General features: G+C 71.9%; 19 protein-coding genes and 1 riboswitch. Of the genes, 7 read left to right on the forward strand and 12 right to left on the reverse strand.

The annotated features are described in order from the left end of the window. The first annotated feature begins 9 nt into the window (after window positions 1–9). The 6 genes from BKA14_RS09330 (at window position 10) to fxsT (ending at window position 9,333) form a co-directional block, all read left to right on the forward strand. Complete coding sequence (locus BKA14_RS09330; RefSeq protein WP_184950513.1) at window positions 10–786, forward strand: transglutaminase-like domain-containing protein; 777 nt, start codon at window positions 10–12, stop codon at window positions 784–786. 43 nt (window positions 787–829) lie between these two features. Beyond that, entirely contained in the window at window positions 830–1,039 is a 210-nt protein-coding gene (locus tag BKA14_RS09335; protein WP_184950514.1) for a hypothetical protein, read from the forward strand. Window positions 1,040–1,300: 261 nt separating this feature from the next. After that, complete coding sequence (locus tag BKA14_RS09340) at window positions 1,301–3,550, forward strand: FxsB family cyclophane-forming radical SAM/SPASM peptide maturase (protein WP_203721895.1); 2,250 nt, start codon at window positions 1,301–1,303, stop codon at window positions 3,548–3,550. Window positions 3,551–3,612: 62 nt separating this feature from the next. Next, window positions 3,613–4,302, forward strand: coding sequence for a TIR-like protein FxsC (locus BKA14_RS09345; RefSeq protein ID WP_184950515.1), 690 nt, complete (start codon window positions 3,613–3,615; stop codon window positions 4,300–4,302). Beyond that, window positions 4,299–5,483 (forward strand): FxsC protein, encoded by a 1,185-nt coding sequence (gene fsxC, locus BKA14_RS44980; protein WP_184950516.1) that lies wholly within the window; start codon window positions 4,299–4,301, stop codon window positions 5,481–5,483. Before BKA14_RS09345 ends, fsxC begins: the two co-directional genes overlap by 4 nt. Next, window positions 5,467–9,333, forward strand: a complete 3,867-nt coding sequence (gene fxsT / locus BKA14_RS09355) for an FxSxx-COOH system tetratricopeptide repeat protein (protein ID WP_184950517.1) — start codon at window positions 5,467–5,469, stop codon at window positions 9,331–9,333. Before fsxC ends, fxsT begins: the two co-directional genes overlap by 17 nt. Here the strand turns inward: fxsT and BKA14_RS09360 are convergent. Further along, complete coding sequence (locus BKA14_RS09360; protein WP_184950518.1) at window positions 9,330–10,238, reverse strand: helix-turn-helix transcriptional regulator; 909 nt, start codon at window positions 10,236–10,238, stop codon at window positions 9,330–9,332. The two genes, fxsT and BKA14_RS09360, sit on opposite strands and share 4 nt — an antisense overlap. 46 nt (window positions 10,239–10,284) lie before the next feature. On the opposite strand from BKA14_RS09360, the gene BKA14_RS09365 reads away from it, so the two are divergent. Continuing rightward, window positions 10,285–10,578: a PadR family transcriptional regulator gene (locus BKA14_RS09365; RefSeq protein WP_184950519.1), complete on the forward strand. Its 294-nt coding sequence runs from the start codon at window positions 10,285–10,287 to the stop codon at window positions 10,576–10,578. Window positions 10,579–10,598: 20 nt separating this feature from the next. On the opposite strand, the gene BKA14_RS09370 is transcribed toward BKA14_RS09365, so the two are convergent. The 11 genes from BKA14_RS09370 to mgrA all read right to left on the reverse strand — a co-directional run bounded on the left by BKA14_RS09370 (window position 10,599) and on the right by mgrA (window position 21,845). After that, on the reverse strand, window positions 10,599–11,270 hold the full coding sequence (locus BKA14_RS09370) for an alpha/beta fold hydrolase (protein WP_184950520.1): 672 nt from the start codon (window positions 11,268–11,270) through the stop codon (window positions 10,599–10,601). After that, on the reverse strand, window positions 11,267–12,148 hold the full coding sequence (locus tag BKA14_RS09375; RefSeq protein ID WP_239092378.1) for an alpha/beta fold hydrolase: 882 nt from the start codon (window positions 12,146–12,148) through the stop codon (window positions 11,267–11,269). The genes BKA14_RS09370 and BKA14_RS09375 overlap by 4 nt, the downstream gene beginning before the upstream one ends. Window positions 12,149–12,255: 107 nt before the next feature. Continuing rightward, on the reverse strand, window positions 12,256–12,924 hold the full coding sequence (locus BKA14_RS09380) for a response regulator (protein ID WP_184950522.1): 669 nt from the start codon (window positions 12,922–12,924) through the stop codon (window positions 12,256–12,258). Next, window positions 12,921–14,393, reverse strand: a complete 1,473-nt coding sequence (locus BKA14_RS09385) for a sensor histidine kinase (RefSeq protein ID WP_184950523.1) — start codon at window positions 14,391–14,393, stop codon at window positions 12,921–12,923. Before BKA14_RS09385 ends, BKA14_RS09380 begins: the two co-directional genes overlap by 4 nt. Then, window positions 14,390–16,882, reverse strand: coding sequence for a DEAD/DEAH box helicase (locus BKA14_RS09390; protein ID WP_184950524.1), 2,493 nt, complete (start codon window positions 16,880–16,882; stop codon window positions 14,390–14,392). Before BKA14_RS09390 ends, BKA14_RS09385 begins: the two co-directional genes overlap by 4 nt. A 19-nt stretch (window positions 16,883–16,901) precedes the next feature. Next, window positions 16,902–17,540: a nucleotidyl transferase AbiEii/AbiGii toxin family protein gene (locus BKA14_RS09395; RefSeq protein WP_184950525.1), complete on the reverse strand. Its 639-nt coding sequence runs from the start codon at window positions 17,538–17,540 to the stop codon at window positions 16,902–16,904. Next, complete coding sequence (locus BKA14_RS09400) at window positions 17,540–17,920, reverse strand: MarR family winged helix-turn-helix transcriptional regulator (protein ID WP_184950526.1); 381 nt, start codon at window positions 17,918–17,920, stop codon at window positions 17,540–17,542. The genes BKA14_RS09395 and BKA14_RS09400 overlap by 1 nt, the downstream gene beginning before the upstream one ends. 513 nt (window positions 17,921–18,433) lie before the next feature. After that, window positions 18,434–18,805: a hypothetical protein gene (locus tag BKA14_RS09405; RefSeq protein WP_184950527.1), complete on the reverse strand. Its 372-nt coding sequence runs from the start codon at window positions 18,803–18,805 to the stop codon at window positions 18,434–18,436. A 595-nt stretch (window positions 18,806–19,400) separates the two neighbouring features. Beyond that, a complete protein-coding gene (locus tag BKA14_RS09410; RefSeq protein WP_184950528.1) occupies window positions 19,401–20,153 on the reverse strand; it encodes a nucleotidyltransferase domain-containing protein in 753 nt (250 codons plus the stop codon). Next, window positions 20,150–20,809 (reverse strand): nucleotidyltransferase domain-containing protein, encoded by a 660-nt coding sequence (locus BKA14_RS09415; protein ID WP_184950529.1) that lies wholly within the window; start codon window positions 20,807–20,809, stop codon window positions 20,150–20,152. The genes BKA14_RS09410 and BKA14_RS09415 overlap by 4 nt, the downstream gene beginning before the upstream one ends. Before the next feature lie 40 nt (window positions 20,810–20,849). Next, entirely contained in the window at window positions 20,850–21,845 is a 996-nt protein-coding gene (gene mgrA, locus BKA14_RS09420; RefSeq protein ID WP_184950530.1) for an L-glyceraldehyde 3-phosphate reductase, read from the reverse strand. Between the two features lie 51 nt (window positions 21,846–21,896). Beyond that, a riboswitch (glycine riboswitch) is annotated at window positions 21,897–21,989 on the forward strand. Window positions 21,990–22,017: the final 28 nt, after the last annotated feature.

Raw genomic sequence — 22,017 nt, forward strand, 5'->3', positions numbered from 1 at the left:
CCTCACACAGTGTCAGCGTCCACCCTGGACAGCATGACCATGACCGATCCAGGGCGGCACGCGGCCGCCGTGAAAGCGCTCCCGCCCGATGTCGCCGCCATCGTGCGGACGGTGCAGGGCCTGCTGATCCATGAGGGCTGGGCCGGCTCGTACGGGGTGGAACTGGACGACCCGCCGACAGTGCACCTGCGGCGGGCCGAACAGCTCCTGGACGCGGCGGGGGACCGTCCGCTGAGCGAGGCCCGCGAACCCGGCGACCGGGTGCCCACGATGTGCCGCAGCTTCACCGTGCTCACCGTGGCGATGCTGCGGGCCCACGGCTTCGACGCGCGCTCGCGGGCCGGGTTCGGGGCCTACTTCACGCCCGGCCGCTACGACGACCACTGGGTGGTCGAGGTGGGCGGCCGCCTGGTCGACGCGCAGATCGACGCGGTGCAGGCCGAGGCGCTGAAGCTCGATTTCGACCCGCTCGACGTGCCGCGCGACAAGTTCCTGCCCGGCCCGGACGCGTGGCGGCTGGTGCGCGCGGGCCGGGCCGACCCGGAGCTGTTCGGCCACCCGCCGGCGAACATGGCGGGGGAGTGGTTCGTCGCCGGCAACGTCATCCGCGACCGGGCCGACGTCGAGGTGCTCCCGTGGGACTCGTGGGACCCGATGCCCGGCCCCGGCGAGGCCGTCGACCGCGACCTGATCGACCGCATCGCCGCCGGTGACGAGGCGGTCAAGGTGCCCGGCGAGGTGTTCAACGAGCGCCGCGGCCGGATGGAGCCGCTGGTCAGTCCGTGAAAGCCCGGCGCGGGCGCCCGGTCACCGCGTAGCGTCGGATGCTGTGATCCCGCAGCACTTTCCGCTCTATCTGCGCGAGCCGGGCGCCACCCCCGGCGACGACAAGGTGTGGCTGGTCGTGGGCTGGCTGCCGGACAAGGTTTCCGGTCTGCCCCGGCAGCCCGTCGCGCTGCTCTGCGACGGCGACGTGGAGGAGCCCCGCCTGCTCGAACAGACCCGGGTGTACCGGGTCATCGGCACGAATCGGCACTAGGGCGAGCACTCAGCGTGCCCGTGACATGACCTCAAGTGTTGTCTATGCTTCCAGGTGCCTTGACCGGGATCTGGGGGAATCGTCGTGCCGTTGCCTACCGCGAAATCACCCGCTCCGCGCCCGCTCGACGAGGCTCGCCGGAGCCCCATCGACCGGATCGAACGGACGGCGTCCGCGACGATCGTCCGCCGCATCGTCCGCCACGAACGGACGCGGGACCGATCCGACGTCACCCCCTTCACATCGGGCATCTGAGCCGGGGTGGAGACCCCGTGGCGCCCGCTGCGCCACTTCGTCCTGAAGGTTCACAGCCGCTGCGACCTCGCCTGCGACCACTGCTACATCTACGAGCACGCCGACCAGTCGTGGCGGGACCGGCCGGTCGCGATGGCGCCGGAGACCGTCCGGTCCGCGGCGGGTCGCATCGCCCAGCACGCCGCCCGGCACGGCCTGCCCTCGGTGGGGGTGGTGCTGCACGGCGGTGAGCCGCTGCTGCTCGGCCCGCGGCGGCTGCGTGCGGTGCTGGCGGAGCTGCGGCCGGCGATCACCCGGGTCTGCGAGCTCGACCTGCGCCTGCAGACCAACGCCGTACGGCTGGACGAGACCACCTGTGAGCTGCTGCTCGAGTTCGGCGTCAAGGTCGGGGTGTCGCTCGACGGTGGCCGCGCCGAGAACGACCGGCACCGGCGCTACCGCAACGGCGCCTCCAGCCACGACCGGGTCCGCGCGGCCCTGCGCCGGCTGCGCGAACCCCGATACCGGCCGCTGTACGCCGGGCTGTTGTGCACGGTCGACGCGGCCAACGACCCGATCGCCGTCTACGAGGCCCTGCGGGCGGAGGAGCCGCCCCGGATCGACCTGCTGCTGCCCCACGCCACCTGGGACACCCCGCCGCTCCAGCCGCTCGGCGGCTGGCTGACCGCCTTCCACGACCGGTGGGCAGCCGACGGGCAGCCCTTCGCCGTACGCCTTTTCGACTCCGTGCGCTCCCTCGGGCTGGGCGGCCCCACGCAGACCGAGGCCGTCGGTGTCGACGCCGGCGACGTCGTGGTGATCGAGACGGACGGGGCGTGGGAGGAGCCCGACTCGATGAAGACCACCGCGCCGGGCGGCGGCGCGACCGGGCTGACCGTGTTCGACGCCTCGGCCGACGACGTCACCGGCCTGCCCGCCATGCGCCGCCGCCGGGCCGGGCTGTCCGCGCTGTCGGCCACCTGCCGCGCCTGCGCGGTGGTGCGCCAGTGCGGCGGCGGCCTGACCGCGCACCGCTGGTCGCGGGCCGCCGGTTTCGACAACCCCTCCGTGTACTGCGACGACCTGAAGGAGCTCATCATCACGATCAACGAGCATCCCGGTCCGGTCACGGGCGACCTCGGCGCGCTCCCGGCGGACGCCTTCGACGGCCTCGGCTACGGCTACGGCGACGCCGCCGCGATCGCCCTGCTGGCCGAGGCCGAGCTGGCGGTCAACCGGGCCCTGGTGTCCGAGGTGGCGGGGGAGACCGCGGCCGGCAGCCGGCTGCTGGCCGAGCTGGAACGGCAGGCGCCCGAGGTCTTCGACGAGGTGCTGCGGCACCCGTTCGTGCGGTCGTGGGCGGTCAGTTGTCTCGACGGCGGCCGCGACTGCGACCCGGACTGGGCGGCCGCGATCGCCGCCGCGGTCGCCGTGCGGGCCGGGCTGGGCGCCGAGGTGCCGGTGCGGGCCCACGGCGGACGTATCCACCTGCCCACCGTCGGGTTCTTCGCGGCCCCCGCGGCCGAGGTCACCGTGGCCGCCGGGCCGGGCTCGTTCACGCTGCGCTGGCCGGGGGGCCGGGCCACGATCGCGGGCGGGGACGACGCGCGCGGCTGGCACGCCGCCCGCTGGGTCGACGTGGACGGCGTCCGGATCCTGCTCGAGGACGCCGACCCGTACCGTGACCGCCTGCCGCACGCCGCGGCCGGTCACCTCGACGCCACCGCGGCCGGGGGCTGGTCGGCCGCGCTGACCGGGGCGTGGGAGGTGCTCGGCCGGGACGCGCCGGGCCAGCTCGGCGGTCTGCGCGAGGGGCTGCGGGCGATCGTGCCGCTGGCGCCCGCGCCCGACGGCACGCTGCGCAGCGCCACCTCCCGGCACGCGTTCGGGGCGCTGGGCGTCGCCCGGACGGACGCGCCGGAACTGGCCGTGCTGCTGGTGCACGAGTTCCAGCACACCAAGCTGGGCGCGGTGCTCGACCTGATCGACCTGGTGCCCGACGACGCGGGCGACGACCGGCTGCGGGTGGGCTGGCGGCCCGACCCCCGCCCGGTCGAGGCGGCCCTGCAGGGGGCGTACGCGCATCTGGCCGTGGCCGACGTGTGGCGGCGCCGCGCCGAGCGGGCCGGCGACGACCCCAGCCGCGAGCGGTTCCGCCGGTATCGCGACTGGACGGCCGCGGCCATCGACGGGCTGCGCACCGGCGACCGGCTGACCCCGGCGGGTGCGCGGTTCGTGGGCCGGATGGCCGACACCGTCGGCGCCTGGACGGCTTAGCCCCGTTCCGGGCCCGACCGTCCTGCGTGGAGGTTGCGATCGCGTGGTTGACTGAGCGTCCTGTGGCAGAGGACGACGGCACATCCGAGGCGGCGGGGCGCGACGATCCGTCGGCCCCGGTGTTCTTCCTGAGCTACTGGCGGCCCGACCCGCCCAGGCAGGGCGCCGGACAGCCGCGCGAGCCCAACCGGTTCGTCATGCAGTTCTTCGACGAGCTCAGCGAGAACGTCAACAATCTGATCGGCTCGATGCCCGGGCGCGACCCCGGCTTCCTCGACGTGGCCCGCGGCGGTGGAGAGCTGTGGGAACGGCAGCTGCTGCACGCGGCGGGCACCTGCCAGGTCTTCATCAGCCTGCTCTCCACGCCCTACCTGACCGGCAGCGAGTGGTGCGCCCGCGAGTGGGACCTGTTCACCCGGCGCCAGGTGCACCCCCGCCACGACTTCGCCCAGCCGTACGAGACGGCGGTGGTGCCGGTGCTGTGGACCCCGCTGAGCTCCCCGCTGCCGCCGGTGGTGTCCGACGTCAACATCTTCGTGCCGACCCGGCTGCGCGACGACTACCGCGCCGAATACCAGGCCGAGGGGCTGCTCGGCCTGCTGCGTACGGGGCAACAGGTCGTTTTCGACACGGTGGTGTGGCGCATCGCCCAGCGCGTCGTCGACATCCGCCACAACTACTGGGTCGAGCCGATGCGCCTGCCCGGCTCGCACGAGCTGCGCACCGATTTCGAGCGGGGGGAGAACGCGTGACGCGCTACTACTTCTACCTCAGCTACGGCCACTCGGTGCGGCTGCGACCCGGTGACCGGCCCGACACCGACCACTGGGCCGGGCAGCTGTTCACCGAGCTGTCGGCCGAGGTGGCACGGCTCGTCGGGGCCGACCGTCGCACCCAGGTCGGCTACTACGACGACCTGGTGCAGCCGCTGACCGACTGGAAGGCCGCGCTGGCCGGCGTGCTGAGCAGCACCGACGTCTTCGTCGCGCTGTACTCGCCGGGCTACTTCAACAAGTCGTGGCCGCTGCGCGAGCGGGCCTCGTTCGCCAGCCGCTACGCCGACCCCGAGATGGCCGACCACTTCCTGCTGCCGGTGCTGTGGGTGCCCTGGCCGCCGTGGGAGCACGAGGCCGAGCGGGCCGCCGCGCTGCGCCTGGGCGCCGGCATCCCCGAGTACGCCGAGGAGGGCCTGCAGGCCATGTCCCGGCTCGCGCTGTACAAGAAGCAGTACCGCACGCTCGTGCGCCGCCTGGCCTACCGGATCGTCACCCTGGCCGCCGAGGCCCCGAAACCGGCGCCCCTGGCCGTCGCGATCGACGAGGTCACGGCCGAGCCCACCGCCCCCACCGACATCCTGTTCACGGTGGCGGTGCTGGCCCCGCAGCGCGCCGAGATGCCCACCGGCCGCTCGCCCGGCTCCTACGGCACGGCGCCGCGCGCCTGGACCCCGTACCGGGACCTGCACCAGTTCCCCGTCGCCGAATACGTGGCCAACGTGGCCGAACGGCTCGGGCAGCCCGCCCGCATCGTCGACCGGCCCGGCGAGCTGGGCGTGCTGGCCCAGGGGGCGGCGCTGGTGCTGATCGACCCGTGGGTGGCGGCCACCCCCGACGGTCTGGAACGGCTCAGCGGGCTGGCCGGCCGGATCCCCGAATGGGCGACCGTGCTGCTGGTGGCCGACCGCTCCGACCCCGAGTACGCCGCGCGCGGCGCCACCCTGCACGCCACCGTGGCCGATACCCTGATCGCCGCCGGGATCGCCCGCAACCGCATCACGCTGCTGCGCGACGCCGACCGGCTGGTCGAGCGGATGCCGTCCATCATCGACCAGGCCTGCACGGCGTACCGGCGGACCGCACCGGTGTTCCTGCCCAAGGGCGCCGACTCGACCCTGCCCAAGCTCACGGGGAGCACCGATGACCGAGAACCGTGACGGGAAAGTCGTCACGTTCTACTCCTACAAGGGCGGCACCGGCCGCACCATGGCGCTGGCCAACGTGGCCTGGATCCTGGCCGCCAACGGCAAACGGGTGCTGGTGGCCGACTGGGACCTGGAATCGCCCGGCCTGCACCGCTTCTTCCGGCCGTTCATCGCCCCGCAGGCCCTGGCCGACTCGGGCGGCGTGATCGAACTGGTCCGCGGCTACGAGCAGGCCACCCTGCAGGACGTGGAACGCGACGACGACTGGCACCGCGACTACGCCCGGGTCAGCCGGCACGCCTTCACGATCGACTGGGATCATTTCCCCGAGGGCGGCACCCTCGACTTCCTGGGCGCGGGCAGCCAGAACCAGGACTACGCGCGCAGCGTCTACGAGCGCGACTGGGACGAGTTCTACGAGCGGCTGGGCGGCGGGCAGCTGTTCGACGCGCTGCGCGAGGACATGAAGAAGCGCTACGACTACGCGCTCATCGATTCCCGTACGGGCTGGAGCGACGTCGCGGGCATCTGCACGGTGCACATGCCGGACGTGCTGGTCGACTGCTTCACCTTCAGCGAGCAGGGCATCGACGGCGCCGCCACGGTGGCCGCCAACGTCTCCGCGCAGCAGGGCCGCCGGCAGATCCGCATCCTGCCCGTGCCCATGCGCGTCGACCTGGCCGAGTTGCAGCGCGCCGACGCGGGCCGGCTCGCCGCCCGGCAACGCTTCACCGGGCTGCCGGCGGGCATGCCGGCCCGCGAACGCGACGCGTACTGGTCGACCGTCGAGGTGCCCTACGTGCCGTTCTACGCGTACGAGGAAACACTGGCCACCTTCGGCGACCGGCCCGGCTCGCGCAGCTCGATGCTGGCTGCCTACGAGACCATCGCGCACTACGTCACCGGCGGCGAGATCTCGTCCCTGCCACCGATGGAGGAGTCGCTGCGCGAACGCACGGCGGCCCGGTTCGTGCGCCCGGCCGTCCTGCCCGAGCCGACGATCGCGCTGCGCTACGCGCCCGACGACCGGCTCTGGGCCGAATGGATCGCCAAGGTGCTCGAATCGGCCGGTGTCACCGTCAACGTGGTGGCGGTCGACCCGGACGCCGACAACGTGCCCACCCCCGAGGGGCGCTCGCTGACCGTCGTGTCCGGCTCCAACGCGCTGGCCGAGCAGGCCCGGGTGCCGTCCGGCCGCGACCCCCGGACGCCCCTGGTCGTCTACGTCTCCGACGTCAGCGCGCTGCGCGGGCACAACGAGCGCGACGCCACGTTCCTGGTCGGGCAGCCCGAGGAGGTGGCCGTGGCCCGGCTGCTGCGCCTGGTCGGCCACCCGTCCGACGACTTCGACCGGGCCCGCATCGGCCTGCGTTTCCCCGGCCGCTCGACCGTGCTGTTCAACGCGCCGATCCGCAACGTGCAGTTCACCGGGCGCGAGAAGGACCTGCTCGACCTGCGCTCCCAGCTGCAGAGCAGCGGCAGCCCGGTGGTGCTGTCGGGCGCCTCCCCGGTGGCGCTGCAGGGCATGGGCGGCATCGGCAAGACCCAGGTCGCGATGGAGTACGCCCACCGCTTCCGCAACGCGTACGACTTCGTCTGGTGGATCGACGCCGACCCCGTCACGTTCGTCGACACCCAGCTCTCCGACCTGGCCCGCGAGCTCGGCCTGGCCCCCGACGGCGGCATCGCCGACCAGGCCCAGGCCGTGCTGGGCGCCCTGCGCCGGGGCCGCACCCTGAGCCGCTGGCTGATCATCTTCGACAACGCGGAAGACATCGCGGCGGTCAGCCGGTTCCTGCCCAGCGGCCCCGGCGGCCACGTCGTCGTGACTTCCCGCGACGCCGCGTGGGGCGAGCGGGCCCAGGTCGTGCAGGTCGACGTGTTCGACCGCCGGGAGAGCGTGGCCCATCTGCGCCGGCGGGTGCCCAGCCTGCGCGGCGAGGACGCGGCCCGGCTGGCCGAGCTGCTGGGCGACCTGCCCATCGCGGTCGCCGCGGCCGGGGCCTGGCTGGCCGACACCGGCGCCCCGATCGACGACTACCTCGAGCACATCGAACGGTTCGGCCCGGCCAACCTGGAATCGGTGTGGGACCTGTCGCTCAAACGCCTCGAGGAACGCTCCGCGGCGGCGTACCGGCTGCTCACCCTGTGCTCGGTGCTGGCACCGCAGATCGCCCTCGACCTGGTCTACAGCGACCGGATGGCCGAGCTGCTCAGCCCGCTCGACCCGATGGTCACCGACGCCATGTACCGCGGCGCCCTCGTCCAGCAGATCAACCGGCTCGCCCTGCTCAAGCTCGACGTCGGTGGCGGGCAGATCCACGTGCACCGGATCGTGCAGCACGTCGTGCGGCAGCGGCTGGCCCCCGAGCAGCTCGACGAGGCACGCCGGCAGGTGCACCTGGTGCTGGCCGCGGCCCGGCCCACCGGCGAGGTCGACGACCCGGCCACCTGGGCCCGGTTCCGGCAGTTGTGGCCGCACCTGGAGGTGTCCCGGGCCTACGAGTCGCACGAGGAATCCGTGCGCCGGCTGATCATCGACCGGGTCCGGTACGTGTGGCAGTCCGGCGGCTACAACGACGGCCGCCGCCTGGCCGAGGAGTACGTGCGCCGCTGGACCGAGCTGCGCGACGAACTGGCCGACGACTTCGCCCGCGCGTCACTGAGCCGCCAGCTGCTGCAACTGCAGTTCCACCTGGCCAACATCCTGCGCGACCGGGCCGACTTCGCCGAGGCCCGCGCGCTCGACGAGAAAGTCCTGGCCGAACAGCGCGAACTGCTCGGCGACTACCACCCCAACACGCTGACGACCGCGGGCGGGCTCGGCGCCTCCTTGCGGGCGCTGGGCCTGTACGCCGACGCGCTGCGCCTGGACGAACGCACCACCGCGGCCTGGACCGAGATCTTCGGCGAGGACGTGCTGCGCACCATGATGGCGATGAACAACCTGGCCAGCTCGCTGCGGCTGTCCGGGCGGGTGCGCGAGGCCCGCGACCGCGAACGGCACCTGTACGAGCGGTGCACGCTGGTGCTGGGCGAACACCACACCCAGACCCTGTCGGTCGGCTCCAACCTGGGCCGCGACCTGCGCGAAGCCGGCGAGTACCTGGAGTCGATCGCGCTGCTGCAGGACATCCTCAACCGCAACCGGCAGGCGTTCGGCGACAACTCACCCCGCACGTACAGCGTGATGGCCAATCTGGCGGTCTCCGAACGCAGCGCCGGGCGCACCCGCGAAGCGGCGGCCCGGCTCGACACCGCCTACGACAACCTGAACCGGCTGCTCGGCCCGGACAGCCCCGAGACCCTGGCCTGCCGGCTCAGCCGCGCGGTCAGCCTGGCCGCCATCGGCGAACCCGACACGGCGGCCGACGAGATGGCCCGGGTCGAACGGTCGTACCGGACCAGCCTCGGCGCGTCCCACCCGCACACCCTGACCTGCCTGAGCAACCGCTCCACGGTGGCCCGCGCGACGGGCGACCTGGGCACCGCGCGGCGCCTGGCCGGCGAGGCGGCCGAAGGCTTCGAACGCCGGCTGGGCGCCGACCACCCGTACACGCTGGCGGCCCGGATGAACCAGGCCATCTTCACCGCCGAATGGGGCGCGGTGCCCGACGCGTACGCGATGATCGTGCCTGTGGCCGACCGCATCGAACAGGTGCTGGGCGCTCAGCACCCCGACACCGCCCGCGCGGTGGCCAACCTGACCCTGATCCGCGCCGACATGGAGGGCCGCAACGCGGGCGCCGAACGCGACGCGCTGCGCCGCCTGCGCGACTCCCTGGGCGACACCCACCCCGCAGTCGAAGCCCTGCGCGACGGCCGCTACCTGCACCGCACCCTCGACCCGCACCCTTTTTAGGGGTCGTCGGTGGCGACCGGGCTGCCGATTGCCTTGCCGCTGGTGAAACGGGTGCGGTAGTCGGTGGCGGTCAGGCCGTAGTGGGCGCGGAAGCGGCGGGCGAAATAGTTCTGGTCGGGCCAGCCGACGCTCTCGGCGATCGCGCGGACCGTCCGGTCGGTGTGCAGCAGCATCTCGGCCGCCAGCTCGACCCGGTGACGGGCCAGGAAGGCCACCGGGGGCAGGCCGGTGACCGACTTGAACCGGCGCACCAGGTAGCCCGGGGCCAGGTGCAGGCCGTCGGACAGCTCGGCCAGTGTCCAGTTGCGGGCCGGGTCGCTCTCGATGCGCCGCATCACCTCCACCACGGCCGGGTGCTGCGGCTCGGAACGCACGTCGGCCCCCACGGCCCGGGCCACGCAGCCCAGCGCCAGCACGACCTGGGCGATCTGGTCGGCCCGGTGCAGGTGCACGGGCCGCGACCGCAGCGCGGCCAGGGCGTCCAGGTGGGCGAAGCAGGCGGCCCGTTCGGGCCCGCCCAGGTGCGTCGAGAGGATGCCCCGGCGGCGTTCCGCGTACGGGCCCGTCCACAGCAGGTGCCCCAGCAGCGGGTCGTCGCGGGTCCAGGCCAGTTCCCGGCGCAGCAGCTCGGCCGAGAAGCAGAAGTTGTAGAGCTCCAGCCCGCGGCACTCCTCGTAGCCGTGCCAGACGCCGGGGCGCAGCAGCACTGTGTCGCCCACCTCGAGCGCCTGCCGGCCGTTGAGGCTGTGGTGCACGCCGCGGCCGCCGGCCACGATCGCGACCTCGACGAAGCTGTGCGTGTGCACCCGCATCTCGTCCTCGTGCACGTGCCGCCCGGCGTACGCGAACGAGTCGTCGCCGAAGTAAACGAGAGTCGACTTGTTCTCGATGGTGGCGCCGGACATGACCGCACAGTAGCCGAAACTAACTCTACCTATATAGAGTTGCCTGGTGACGCGTGCTCGACGTCCGTCCGCCCAGACCACCGCGGTGCTGCTCGAACTGGCCGCCGAGCCAGCCGCCTGGCGCTACGGCTACGACCTGGGCAAGCAGCTGGGCCTCAAGGCGGGCTCGCTCTACCCGATCCTGACCCGCCTGGCCGGCCGCGGCTTCCTCGACACGACCTGGGACACCGACGTGCCCACCGGCCGCCCGCCGCGGCATCTCTACCGGCTCACCCCGTTCGGCCGCCTGCTGGCCGCCGAGCTCGCGCCGCCCCGGCTCGAGCAGAGACGGGCGACCTGACCTGGCCCGCCCGTGAGCCCTCACAGGTCGCGCAGCAACCCCAGCACCCGTTCCGGGCCGTCGCGCAGGACGTTGTGGGTGACGGGCCACTCCTCGTAGTGCCAGTCGGGGTCGTGGCGCAGCCGGTCCATCGTCACCGGCGCCTGCAGACCGCCCGGGGTGTCCAGCGCCGCCGCGTACCGCTTGATCGGGACCTGCCGCCACGCGCCGGTGAGCCGGCTTTTCTCGAGCAGCGTGGCGAACGGGTGCGGCCGGGTCCGCTCGTCGAAGAACGGCATCGGGGCCAGACCCAGCCCGTCACCGCCGACCGCGTCGAGGAAGTAGGCGCGGTTGTCGTCGGTGGTCACGTCCCAGCACGACTCGCCGTCCTCGGTCACGTCCGTGTCGAGGTGCACGAGCGCGCTCACCCGGGCCGGGTGCCGGTCGGCGACCCCGTTGATGACCTGGCCGGCGTAGCTGTGGCCGACCAGCACGACCTGACCGCCGCCCGCGGTCAGGTCGGCCACCAGCTCGGTGACCTGCTCGACGTGGCTGGTGAGGTTGACCGGCCGCCGCGTGAGATCGTCGCCCGGCCACAACCCCGCGAGCGTCACACACTCGGCGGTGTGCCCGAGCTTCGTCAGCTCGGCGGCCAGCGGCTCGTACCACCAGCCGCCGTGCCAGGGCCCGGGCACGAGAACGAACGTGCTCATCCGACGAGGACCGCGGACGGCTGGGCCAGCCAGGACAGGATCTCGGGCAGGATCTCCACGGCGCCGAAGTGGGCCGTGCCCGGCTGGACCGTCAGCTCGGCGTTGGGGATGCGTTCGGCCAGCCAGCGGGCATGGGCGGGCGGCACGCAGTTGTCCTCGGCGCCGTGCCACACCCGTACGGGCTGGGAAATCGTCTTGAGCCGGAATCCCCAGTCGCGGCGGGTGGCGAGCACGTCGTCGATCCACCCGTAGGGCCCGCCGCGCATGGCCTCGGCGTACGTCTCGACGAGCAGTTGCTGCATCATCAGGTCGCGCACGACCGGCAGGTCGGGGCCGGCGATCTCCTGCCGCAGCGACTCGAGCAGGCTGACCGGGCTGCGCCGGGTGCGATCGGCCTGTAACCGCAGGCTTTCGACCAGGCGCGACTCGTCCTGGGCGGGGGTGCCGAATTCCTGGGCGTTGGACGGCATCATGCCGCCGAACCAGTCGATCTCGGCGTCGTGCGGGGCCAGGCTGACCAGCACCGCGGCCCGGGTGACACGCCTGGGCAGCAGCGCGGCCGCGGCCAGCGCGTGCGGGCCGCCGCCGGAACGACCGACCACGGTGAACTTGCCGATGCCGAGGTCGTCGGCGATCGCGGCGATGTCGCCCGCACAGTCGGCCACCGAGCGGCCGCGATGCCGGTCGGAGCCGCCGTAACCGGGGCGGTCGTAGCTGATCAGCCGGATGCCGAGCCGGTAGAGCACGCCGGCCCGCGGTTTGGGGCCGACCCGGCTGCCGGGGGTGCCGTGGAGCAGGAAGACGGGAACGCCGTCGGGGGCACCCGACACCTCGTAGCGCAGGCGCCGTCCGCCTGTGTGCACGTCGCTGTACGACACGGTCACTCCTCGGGGCCACCGTCAACCGAGTGGTCACGTTACTGACGCCGGGGCGTCGAGACCAGTATCGGTGGGCGGCACCAGCCGGGTGTTGCGAAAGGTGCCTCTTACGGTTGGAACCGGTAACCCATTCCGGGCTCGGTGATCAGATGCGCGGGGCGGGCCGGATCGTCTTCGAGCTTACGCCGCAGCCGGGCCATGTATTGGCGCAGATAGTTGGTCTCGGTGTCGTACCGGGGACCCCAGACGTCGTGCAGCAGGCTGCGCTGGGTGATCAGCTTGCCGGGGTTGCGCAGCAGGCGTTCCAGCAGCTGCCACTCGGTCGGGGTGAGCCGCTGCTCCGGGGTGATCGTGTGGCCGGCCAGGTCGATCGTGTACTTCCCGACCCGTACGGGGCCGGGCGCGGCGTCCCCCGGCTGCACGCGCCGGGTGACCGCGCGGATCCGGGCCATCAGTTCGTCCACCCCGAACGGTTTGGTCACGTAGTCGTCGGCCCCGGCGTCCAGCGCGTCCACCTTGTCGGTGCCCTCGGCCCGCCCCGACAGCACGATGATGGGCACGCTGCTCCAGCCGCGCAGCCCGCGGATCACCTCGGTGCCGTCCAGGTCGGGCAGCCCCAGGTCCAGCACGACCAGGTCGGGGGTGTGGGCGGCGGCCGCCTGCAGCGCGCTCGCGCCGTCGGCCGCCACCTCCACGTCGTAGTCGCGGGCGCGCAGGTTGATCCGCAACGCCCGGAGGATCTGCGGGTCGTCGTCGACGACGAGGATGCGCGTCACGATGTGCCCTTCGGCAGGCGCAGGACCATGGTGAGGCCTCCTCCGGGTGTGTCCTCGGGGGTCAGGGTGCCCGACATCGCCTCGGTCAGCCCGCGCGACAGGGCCAGCCCGAGACCGACGCCGGTGTGGTTGTCGTGGTCGCCGAGCCGCTGGAAGGCCTGGAAGACGCGGTCGCGGTCGCCCGCCGCGATGCCCGGGCCGTGGTCGACGACGCGCAGCTCGACGTGCTCACCCGCGGCGGCGGCGGTGATCTCGACGGGCCCGTAGCGCAGCGCGTTGCCGACGACGTTGACCAGCACCCGCTGCAGCAGCCCGGGATCGGCCCGTACGGCGTCACCGGACAGCTGTACGGGCACTTCACAGCCCAGCTCGTCGAGCACGGGCGACACCACGTCCTCGAGGTCGATGTCGACGGGGTGCACGGCCAGGGCGCCGGCCCGCAGGCGGCTCATGTCGAGCAGGTTGGCCAGCAGCGCGGCGAGCCGGTCGAGGGACACGTCGGCGGTTTCGAGCAGCTCGCGGCGGTCGTCCTCGTCGAAGTGCACGTCGTCGCTGCGCAGGCTGCCCACGGCGGCCTTGGCCGCGGCCAGGGGGGTGCGCAGGTCGTGGCTGACCGCGGTGAGCAGGGCGCTGCGGACCCGGTCACCTTCGGCCGCGGTGGTCAGGCGTTGCTGGCGCAGGGCGACGGCGGCCTGGGCCCCGAAGGCGGCGGCGATGCGCTGCTCGTTGGCGTCGAGCTCGCGGCCCTCGAGGACGAGCACGAGGCCGTCCTCGGCCAGGGGCAGCACAGTTTCGCCGGCGCGGGTGTCAAGCGGGCCCGGAGCAGTCTGTGGAGAAGTCGCGGTCTGTGGACGGGCGGCCGCGCGACTTGCGGAGCCGCTAGGGTCCATGGCACCCGGGTGGGCGGGGGAGGTGGTGGCCGTACCTGCAGCAAGATCGGATGTTTCACGTGAATCCGACTTGTCCGGTATGCGGGCGACCAGGCGGGGGCCGTCGGGAGTACCTTCGCGCAGGGACACCGAGGACAGGCCGAAGAGCTCGCGCAGCTCGGAGAGCAAGCCCGCGAGCGGGTCGGGGCCGGCCAGCACGCCCCCGGCCACGGCGGCGAGCACGTGCGCCTCCGCGGCGGCGGCGTCGGCCCGGCGCAGCCGGCGCGCGGCCAGGTCGACGATCCACGACACGGACAGAGCGATCAGCACGAAGACGGCCAGCGCGAGAGCACCCTGGCCGGTGTTGACGTCGAGACTGCGTACGGGGGCCGTGAAGAAGTAGTTGAGCAGCAGAAACCCGCCCACGGCGGCCAGCAGCGCGGGCCACAGCCCGCCCAGCAGCGCCACCCCGACCACCACGGCCAGGAAAAGCAGCACCCCGTCGGCCAGCTCCAGCCCGGCGGCGTGGGCCACCACGGTCAGCGCCGGCAGCAGCATCACCGTCAGCAGGAAGCCGGCGGCGACCCGCCCCCGGGTCATCCGGAGTGCGGGCCGACCGCGGTGACGACGATGGCCGCCGCGCCCGCCTCGTCCGACGCGGCCAGGTCGACGGTGGCCTCGATGCCCCAGTCGTGGTCGCCCTCCGGGTCCTCGAAGACCTGCCGCACGACCCACGCCGTGGGGCCGGTCTCGATGTGCAGGAACGCCGGGCCGCGGGCGGCGGGTCCGGTGCCCAGCGACGTGTACTCGTCGAAGTAGTCGAGGATGGCGTCCTCCCACCGGTCGGCCGTCCAGCCCGACTCGGCGTCCATCTCGCCCAGCAGGTCCCAGCGGCGCAGCGCGGCCAGCTCGACCCGGCGGAACATCGCGTTGCGCACGAGCACCCGGAACGCCCGGGTGTTGCGGGTGACCGCGGGCGGCTTGTCGTCGATGCGGACCTCTTCGACCTGCTCACCCGGGTTGCGCAGCCGCTCCCACTCGTCGAGCAGGCTCGAGTCGACCTGGCGCACGAGTTCGCCGAGCCATTCGATGAGGTCGGTCAGTTCCTCCGTACGGGCGTCCTCGGGCACTGTCTGCCGCAACGCCCGGAACGCGTCGGCCAAGTAGCGCAGCACGAGGCCTTCCGAGCGCGACAGCCCGTAGAACGACACGTACTCGGTGAACGTCATCGCCCGCTCGTACATGTCCCGGACGACGCTCTTGGGCTTCAGCTCGTAGTCGGCGACCCACGGGTGGCCCTGGCGGTACGTCTCGTACGCGGCCTCGAGCAGCTCGAGCAGCGGCCGCGGGTGGGTCACGTCCTCGAGCAGCGTCATCCGCTCCTCGTACTCGATGCCCTCGGCCTTCATCGCGTTCACGGCCTCGCCCCGAGCCTTCTGCCGCTGCGCCGAGAGCACCTGCCGCGGATCCTCCAGCGTCGACTCGATCACCGACACCACGTCCAGCGGGTAGTCCGGCGCCTCCCGGTCCAGCAGTTCCAGGCTGGCCAGCGCGAACGGCGACAGGGCCTGGTTCAGCGCGAAGTCGAGCTGCAGGTCCTCGGTGAGGCGATAGGTTCCTTCCGCCGTACGCTCGATCACCCCACCCGCCATCAACGCGCGCGCGATACCGATGGCCCGCCGGATGTGCCGGCGCTGCGCGGTGGGCTCCTCGTGGTTGTCGGTCAGCAGGTGCCGCATCGCCGCGAACGGGTCGCCGCCACGCGAGATGACGTTGAGCAGCATCGCGTGCGACACCTGGAACGAGCTGGTCAGCGGCTCGGGGTCGGCCGCCACGAGCCGGTCGAAGGTGGGCTGGCCCCAGCCGATCGTGCCCTCCGGCGGCTTCTTGCGCACGACCTTGCGCCGCTTCTTGGGGTCGTCGCCTGCCTTGGCCAGGGCCCGCTCGTTGTCGATCACGTGCTCGGGGGCCTGCACGATCACCGTGCCGAGGGTGTCGAACCCGGCCCGGCCCGCGCGCCCGGCGATCTGGTGGAACTCGCGCGCCTTGAGCAGGCGGGTCTTGACCCCGTCGTACTTGGACAGGCCGGTGAACAGCACCGTGCGGATGGGCACGTTGATGCCGACGCCCAACGTGTCGGTGCCACAGATGACCTTGAGCAGGCCCGCCTGGGCCAGGGTCTCGACCAGGCGGCGGTATTTGGGCAGCATGCCCGCGTGATGCACGCCGATGCCGTGCCGCACGAGCCGCGACAGCGCCTTGCCGAAGCCGGCCGTGAACCGGAAGTTGCCGATGGCCGCCGCGATCTTGTCCTTCTCCTCGCGGGTGGCCATGTTGATGCTCATCAGCGACTGCGCCCGTTCCAGGGCGGCCGCCTGCGTGAAGTGCACGATGTAGACCGGCGCCTGCTTGGTCTGCAGCAGCTCCTCGATCGTTTCGTGCAACGGCGTCATCGCGTACGAGAAGATCAACGGGACCGGCCGCTCCACGCTCGCCACGACGGCGGTTTCCCTGCCCGTACGGCGGGAGAGATCGTCCACGAAACGCGTGGTGTCGCCCAGCGTCGCCGACATGAGGATGAACTGCGCCTGCGGCAGTTCGATCAGCGGCACCTGCCACGCCCACCCGCGGTCGGGCTCGGCGTAGAAGTGGAACTCGTCCATCACGACCTGGCCGACGTCGGCGTCCGCCCCCTCGCGCAGGGCCAGATTGGCCAGCACCTCGGCCGTGCAGCAGATGATCGGGGCGTCCGCGTTGACGCTGGCGTCGCCGGTCAGCATGCCCACGTTGTGCGCGCCGAAGACCGCGCACAGGGCGAAGAACTTCTCGCTGACCAGAGCCTTGATCGGCGCGGTGTAGAAGGTGGTGCGCCCGTCGGCCAGCGCCACGAAGTGGGCCCCGGTCGCGACCAGGCTCTTGCCCGAGCCCGTGGGGGTGTTGAGGATGACGTTCGCCCCGGTGGCGATCTCGATCAGCGCCTCTTCCTGATGGGTGTAGAGGGCCAGGCCCTGCTCGGTCGCCCATTTCTGGAAGGCGTCGAACACGGCGTCGGGATCATTGGTACCGGGGAGGCGGTCAGTGAGCGTCATGATGCCTCAACTATATGGATCAGCTGCGCGGCCATTGCGCGAGGCTTTGCCGCAGCTCCGCGATCTGCTCCGGGCTCAGCCCGTAGAGCGTGAACCGGGCGTCGTGCAGCCGGTCCAGGTAGCGACCGGCGTCGGCCACGTCCTCCGGGTCGAGCGCCGGGTCGGCCCGCCGCCCCAGCTCCAGCAGCTCAGGGAGGGAGTAGCGTTCGAGCGCGGCCGCGACGTCGATGTAGTCGCGCACCTCGCGCCGGTTGACCAGCGCCGCGACCTTGGTGGCGACCAGATCGTCGAGGTGCATCACGGGCCCGACCTCCATCACGACCGGGGTGCGGTGGCGGTCGAGCCGGCACAGGGTCAGCCGCAACGCCTTGTGCTCCCCGGCGACGAGGAACTCCTGCAGATCCTCGTCCATCCCCTCGAAGAGCTCGTCACCCTCTTCCCGTACGACCCGATAGCCGGCCGTACGCAGCGCGGCGCTCACCTCCCCGGCCGCCGCGGCGACGCCCCCGGCCGTGTCGGTGAACAGGTCGACGTCCTCGGTGGGCCGCTCGACCAGCCCGTTGACCAGCCAGGCGAACCCGCCGCCGAGCACGAAGCCGTGCTTGGTCGCGACGGCCAGCGCGATGCGCGCGACGTCCGCGTAGAAGTCGTCGGCCATCAGCACTTCCCGGCGCGGGAGCCGGAGTCGGCGACCTTGGACAGCAGCCGCTGCAGCTGGTCGCGCCCGGCCGCGTCGAGCGCGGCGAACAAGGCGGCGCCGGCCTTGTCGAGCACCTTCTCCGCCTCCTCGAGCACGCGGGACCCCCGCGCGGTGATGACGACGATGTGCCGCCCGCGGTCGGCCGGGTCGCGCTGCCGGGAGACCAGGCCCGCGCCCTCCAGCTCGTTGAGCACCGTGACGAGGGCGCTCGGGTCCACCCCGAGCAGATCGATCAGCGCCTGCTGATTGACCGGACCACCGGCCAGGGGGCCCGGCGTGAACGCCGAACGCATGGTCAACCCGGCCCCGGCGAGCAGCACCCCGAGCTGAGTCGTCATCGCTGCACCCTAACGGATGGTCACCCCAGCCAAACCGTTGTGGTGTTCCAACGATTTCGCCGCACTGACCATGTGGGGAGAACCATGTTAATGGCGTACGTGGTCGTGGCTGTCGTGCTCGCCGGTTCCGCCGCCGCCGGGCTGACCGGGGTGGGCGTCCCCGAGGCGCGGCCGGCCCGGAGGTCGTCTGGTGCTTCGCCCGGCCGGCCAGCGCCTCGGTTGCTGTGAGTCGCCCGCCGGCGGTTGCCGCCCCTTCATCCGGCATTTGGCTGTGCCACGTCGGCCTGGCCGAACAGCCGACCAGCGCGCTATGCCGGGCGGGGGACCCCTGAGGATCGGACCGCGGCGAGCATCGGTAGACGTCCACCTCGGTTCTCGGACAGACCGAGGCTTCAGGATCGCGTCTCGCTGACGTCCGGAAGCGATCGACCGGCAGGTCGAGGGCGCCGTTGCGTGGGCTCGCAGGCCCCGCACACCGATGGTCGCGTTGCGCGGGTAGCCGGAGCGCGGCGGTCAGAATGCGCCGACGAGCTGATCGGTGGTCTGGCGCGTGCCGGCCAGCCGGAGCCGGGGGTGCCGCGTTTCCCAGGCCGCGCGGACGCCGCGGGGGAGGTTCAGCTCCGGCCACACCCGGACGAGGGTGGGACCGTGCAGAAACGAACGCAGTTCCTCGACCCGAATGGCTTCGCGGAGAACGTTTTCGTACATCCACGCGAGCATCGTCGGTTCGGACAGATCGAACGCGCTTTGCGGGCCCCACCACAGTCGCAACGGCAACTCGACAAGGCCGTGGGTGGGCCCTTTCAGTTCGCCCAGAGTTCCCGCCACCAGCACCGTCCGATGGGGCCGGGAGAGGTGAACAGCAACGTGAGCAGCCGCGGACATGTGATCAGCGTAAACCGACACCCCGGTGGGAACACAATTCCTAGCTTCCTAGGACGCCGTAGAGCGGGAGACCGGGAAAGCAGAAGCGACGCCTTCGGCGACCTCACCAACAAGCCGCATTGCCCGTGCAATCCGCGACGGTGTCGCGATCGCATTAGCTCGGTGGCTCGGTGGCTCGGCGCGATGAAGCGTTTCCGGGGCGAGCCGGCCGTCGGCGGGCTCGCCCCGGTTGGGCGAAGGCTCGGTTGGCCGAGGGCCCGGACAGGGGAGAGCCCCGGTGGGCGAAGGTCCGCATGGGTGAGGCCCTCGGTGGACGTGGGCGTGGTTGAGCGAAGCTCGGTGAGCGGAGGCCCGCGTAGCCGAGGCCCGGTAGGCGAGGCCCGGGTCCAGCGAGGCCCTGGGTCCAGCGAGGCCAAAAAGGCCAGGCCCGCTGAACCCGGCCAGGCCTAGCCAGGCCAGGCCAGGCCCGCTGAACCCGGCCTGGCCCGCTGAACCCGGCCTGGCCCGGCCTGGCCCGGCCAGGCCCCGCTGGGCAAGGCGCGTTGCCCCAGGGGGGCGGCCCGAGTTGGGTCAGGGGCCAGGGCGTGATCCAGCGTCACACCGTGGTGAGGCGTGCCTTAACGACGAGGTCGTGCAGCGACTCGACCGCGGCGGGCGGCACCTGTTGCGGCAACTCGGAGGTGTCGCGTGCGGATTCGAGTTCGGCTCTCAGGTCGGCCGCGTCGGCGCGCAGCTGTGCTTCCAAGCCGGCCGGGAACGGACCCTTCTCGGCGGTGCGCTTCTGGTCGATCAGCGCGGGCACATACGCCAAACGGGTGCCGAGCACGTTCAGGTCCGTTTCGAGTGTGCCCGTGCGCATCAAGTGGATGCCGGTCAGCAGGACGCGCAGCCAGTACAGGGCGGCCTTGAGCCGGCCCGTCCGGTTGAACAGCTTCTCCTGTGAGGTCGCGAAACCCAAGTAGTGGTGTGCGTGGCCGGACGTGATGAACGACGGGGCCAGTTCGACCAGCGAACGGTGCAGGGGAGTGGTGGCGACGACCAGCGGCGACAGCAGTTGTTCCAGGACGTAGCCGTTGCGGCTGTTCAGCAGGCGGGCGAATTTGAGCAGGTCGTGGGAGACGACGTCCAGTTCCACACCGTCCCGTACGCCGGCGGTCTGCACCGTTTCGGGGCCGGTCCGCAATCCGAGCACCTGGGTGGCCGGCAGCAGGTGGGCGGCGCGCAGGTCCAGGTCCGAGTCGACGGAGGCGAAGCCGTAGAGGTGGGCGCCGCTGACGGTGGCGAAGACCACGGGGTACGGCAGTTCGGCGACCACTGAGGCCGACCAGGACGGGACTGTCGTGGTCATGTGAGCGCCCTTTCGCGTACGCGGGAAAGCAGGTGGTTGACGGCGGTGCGGTCGGGTGACTCGGGCAGGTCGGTGGCCGACAGGGCGGCGGCGAGGTCGGTTTGCAGAGCGGCGGCTTGCGCGGTCACCACGTCCCAGGGGACCGACCCGTTCTTGATGTCGAGCAACGACGATCGGAACGGGGTCACGTCGACCAGGACCGATCCCGTACGCAGGACGTGCGCGCCCGCCAGGAGCAGGCGCACCATGTGCATGGCCTGTTTCCAGTTGGTCTCGCCGGTGCGTTCCCGCCGGGAGGCGACCTTTTTCAGTTGGTCGCGCGCGTATTGGCCGTACGTGGAAGCGACTTTCTGCGACAGGAAGGCGTCGCGCGCCGACAGCAGTTCGGTGCCGGCCCAGGTGACGGTTTCGACGACGGGGGACCAGAGCACTTCGAGCACGGTCGGGTTGGCCTGCAGGGCGAGCGTGCAGAACCGTTCGATCTCCCACGAGAACTGTTCGTCGAGCGGCCCGTCGATGTGGGTCGGCGGCTTGTCCAGCGTCCAGAAGGAGCGGGTCGGGGCGACGAACACGCCGCGGCGGTCATGGTCGGATGCGGGCCCGGACAATCCGTAGGCGCGCGATCCGACCACGACCCCGAGAACCAGTTCCGTCATGCAGCGAAACTAGCGGCGGCGGGCGAAAGAAGCAGCCGGTTTAGAGGTCGAGGACGGTGCCGTCGATGTCGCCCAGCTCGGCCTCGGACAGGGCCAGATCGGTGACGGTGGCGACGTTGTTCTCGAGCTGTTCGACGCTGCTGGCGCCGATGATCAGGCTGGTCATCCGCTGGTCGCGCAGAGCCCAGGCCAGGGCCATCTGCGCCAGCGACTGCCCGCGTCTCGCGGCGATGTCGTTGAGCGCGTGCAGCCGGCCCAGGGTCCGGGTGTCGAGCGCGTCCTCGTTGAGGAACCGGCTCGTGCGGACGCGGGAGTCGTCGGGGATGCCGTTGAGGTAGCGGTCGGTCAGCAGGCCCTGCTGCAGGGGGCTGAACGCGATGCAGCCGGCTCCGGCCTCGGCGAGCGTGTCGAGCAGGTTGTCCTTCTCGATCCAGCGGTTGAGGATCGAGTACGACGGCTGGTGGATCAGCAGCGGGGTGCCGAGGTCCCGCAGGATGGCGGCCGCGGCCGCGGTCTGCTGCGAGTTGTAGTTCGACAGGCCGACGTATTGGGCCTTGCCCGCGCGCACGATCGCGTCGAGCGCGCCCATCGTCTCCTCGAGCGGGGTCTCCGGGTCGGGCCGGTGGTGGTAGAAGATGTCGACGTAGTCGAGGCCGAGCCGGGTCAGCGACTGGTCGAGCGAGCTGACCAGGTATTTGCGCGACCCGAAGTCGCCGTACGGGCCGGGCCACATGTCGTAGCCGGCCTTGGTCGACACGACGATCTGGTCGCGGTAGCCCTTGAGGTCGGTGGCGAGGATGCGGCCGAAGTTCTCCTCGGCGCTGCCGGGCGGCGGGCCGTAGTTGTTGGCCAGGTCGAAGTGGGTGACGCCGAGGTCGAAGGCGCGGCGCACGATGTCGCGCTGGCGCTGCCAGGGCCGTTCGTGGCCGAAGTTGTGCCACAGTCCGAGCGAGATGACGGGCAGCTTGAGCCCGCTGCGCCCGGTCCGCCGGTAGGGCATGGTGTCGTAGCGGTCGCCCGCGGGGGTGTAGGTCACACCCCCACCCTAGAGATAGCGGCCCCGACCATGATCGCTGGTAGGTTGGGGGCCAGCCACGCGGGAGAGACCGAGGGTTGACCTCGGCGCCGAAGGGGCAAATCCTCCCCGGAACCTCTCAGGCAAAAGGACCGCGTGGGCTCGCGACTCTGAAGCATGTCTTCCTCGAAGA

Origin of the sequence: Paractinoplanes abujensis (assembly GCF_014204895.1) — a bacterium.
Classification (GTDB): Bacteria; Actinomycetota; Actinomycetes; order Mycobacteriales; family Micromonosporaceae; genus Actinoplanes; species Actinoplanes abujensis.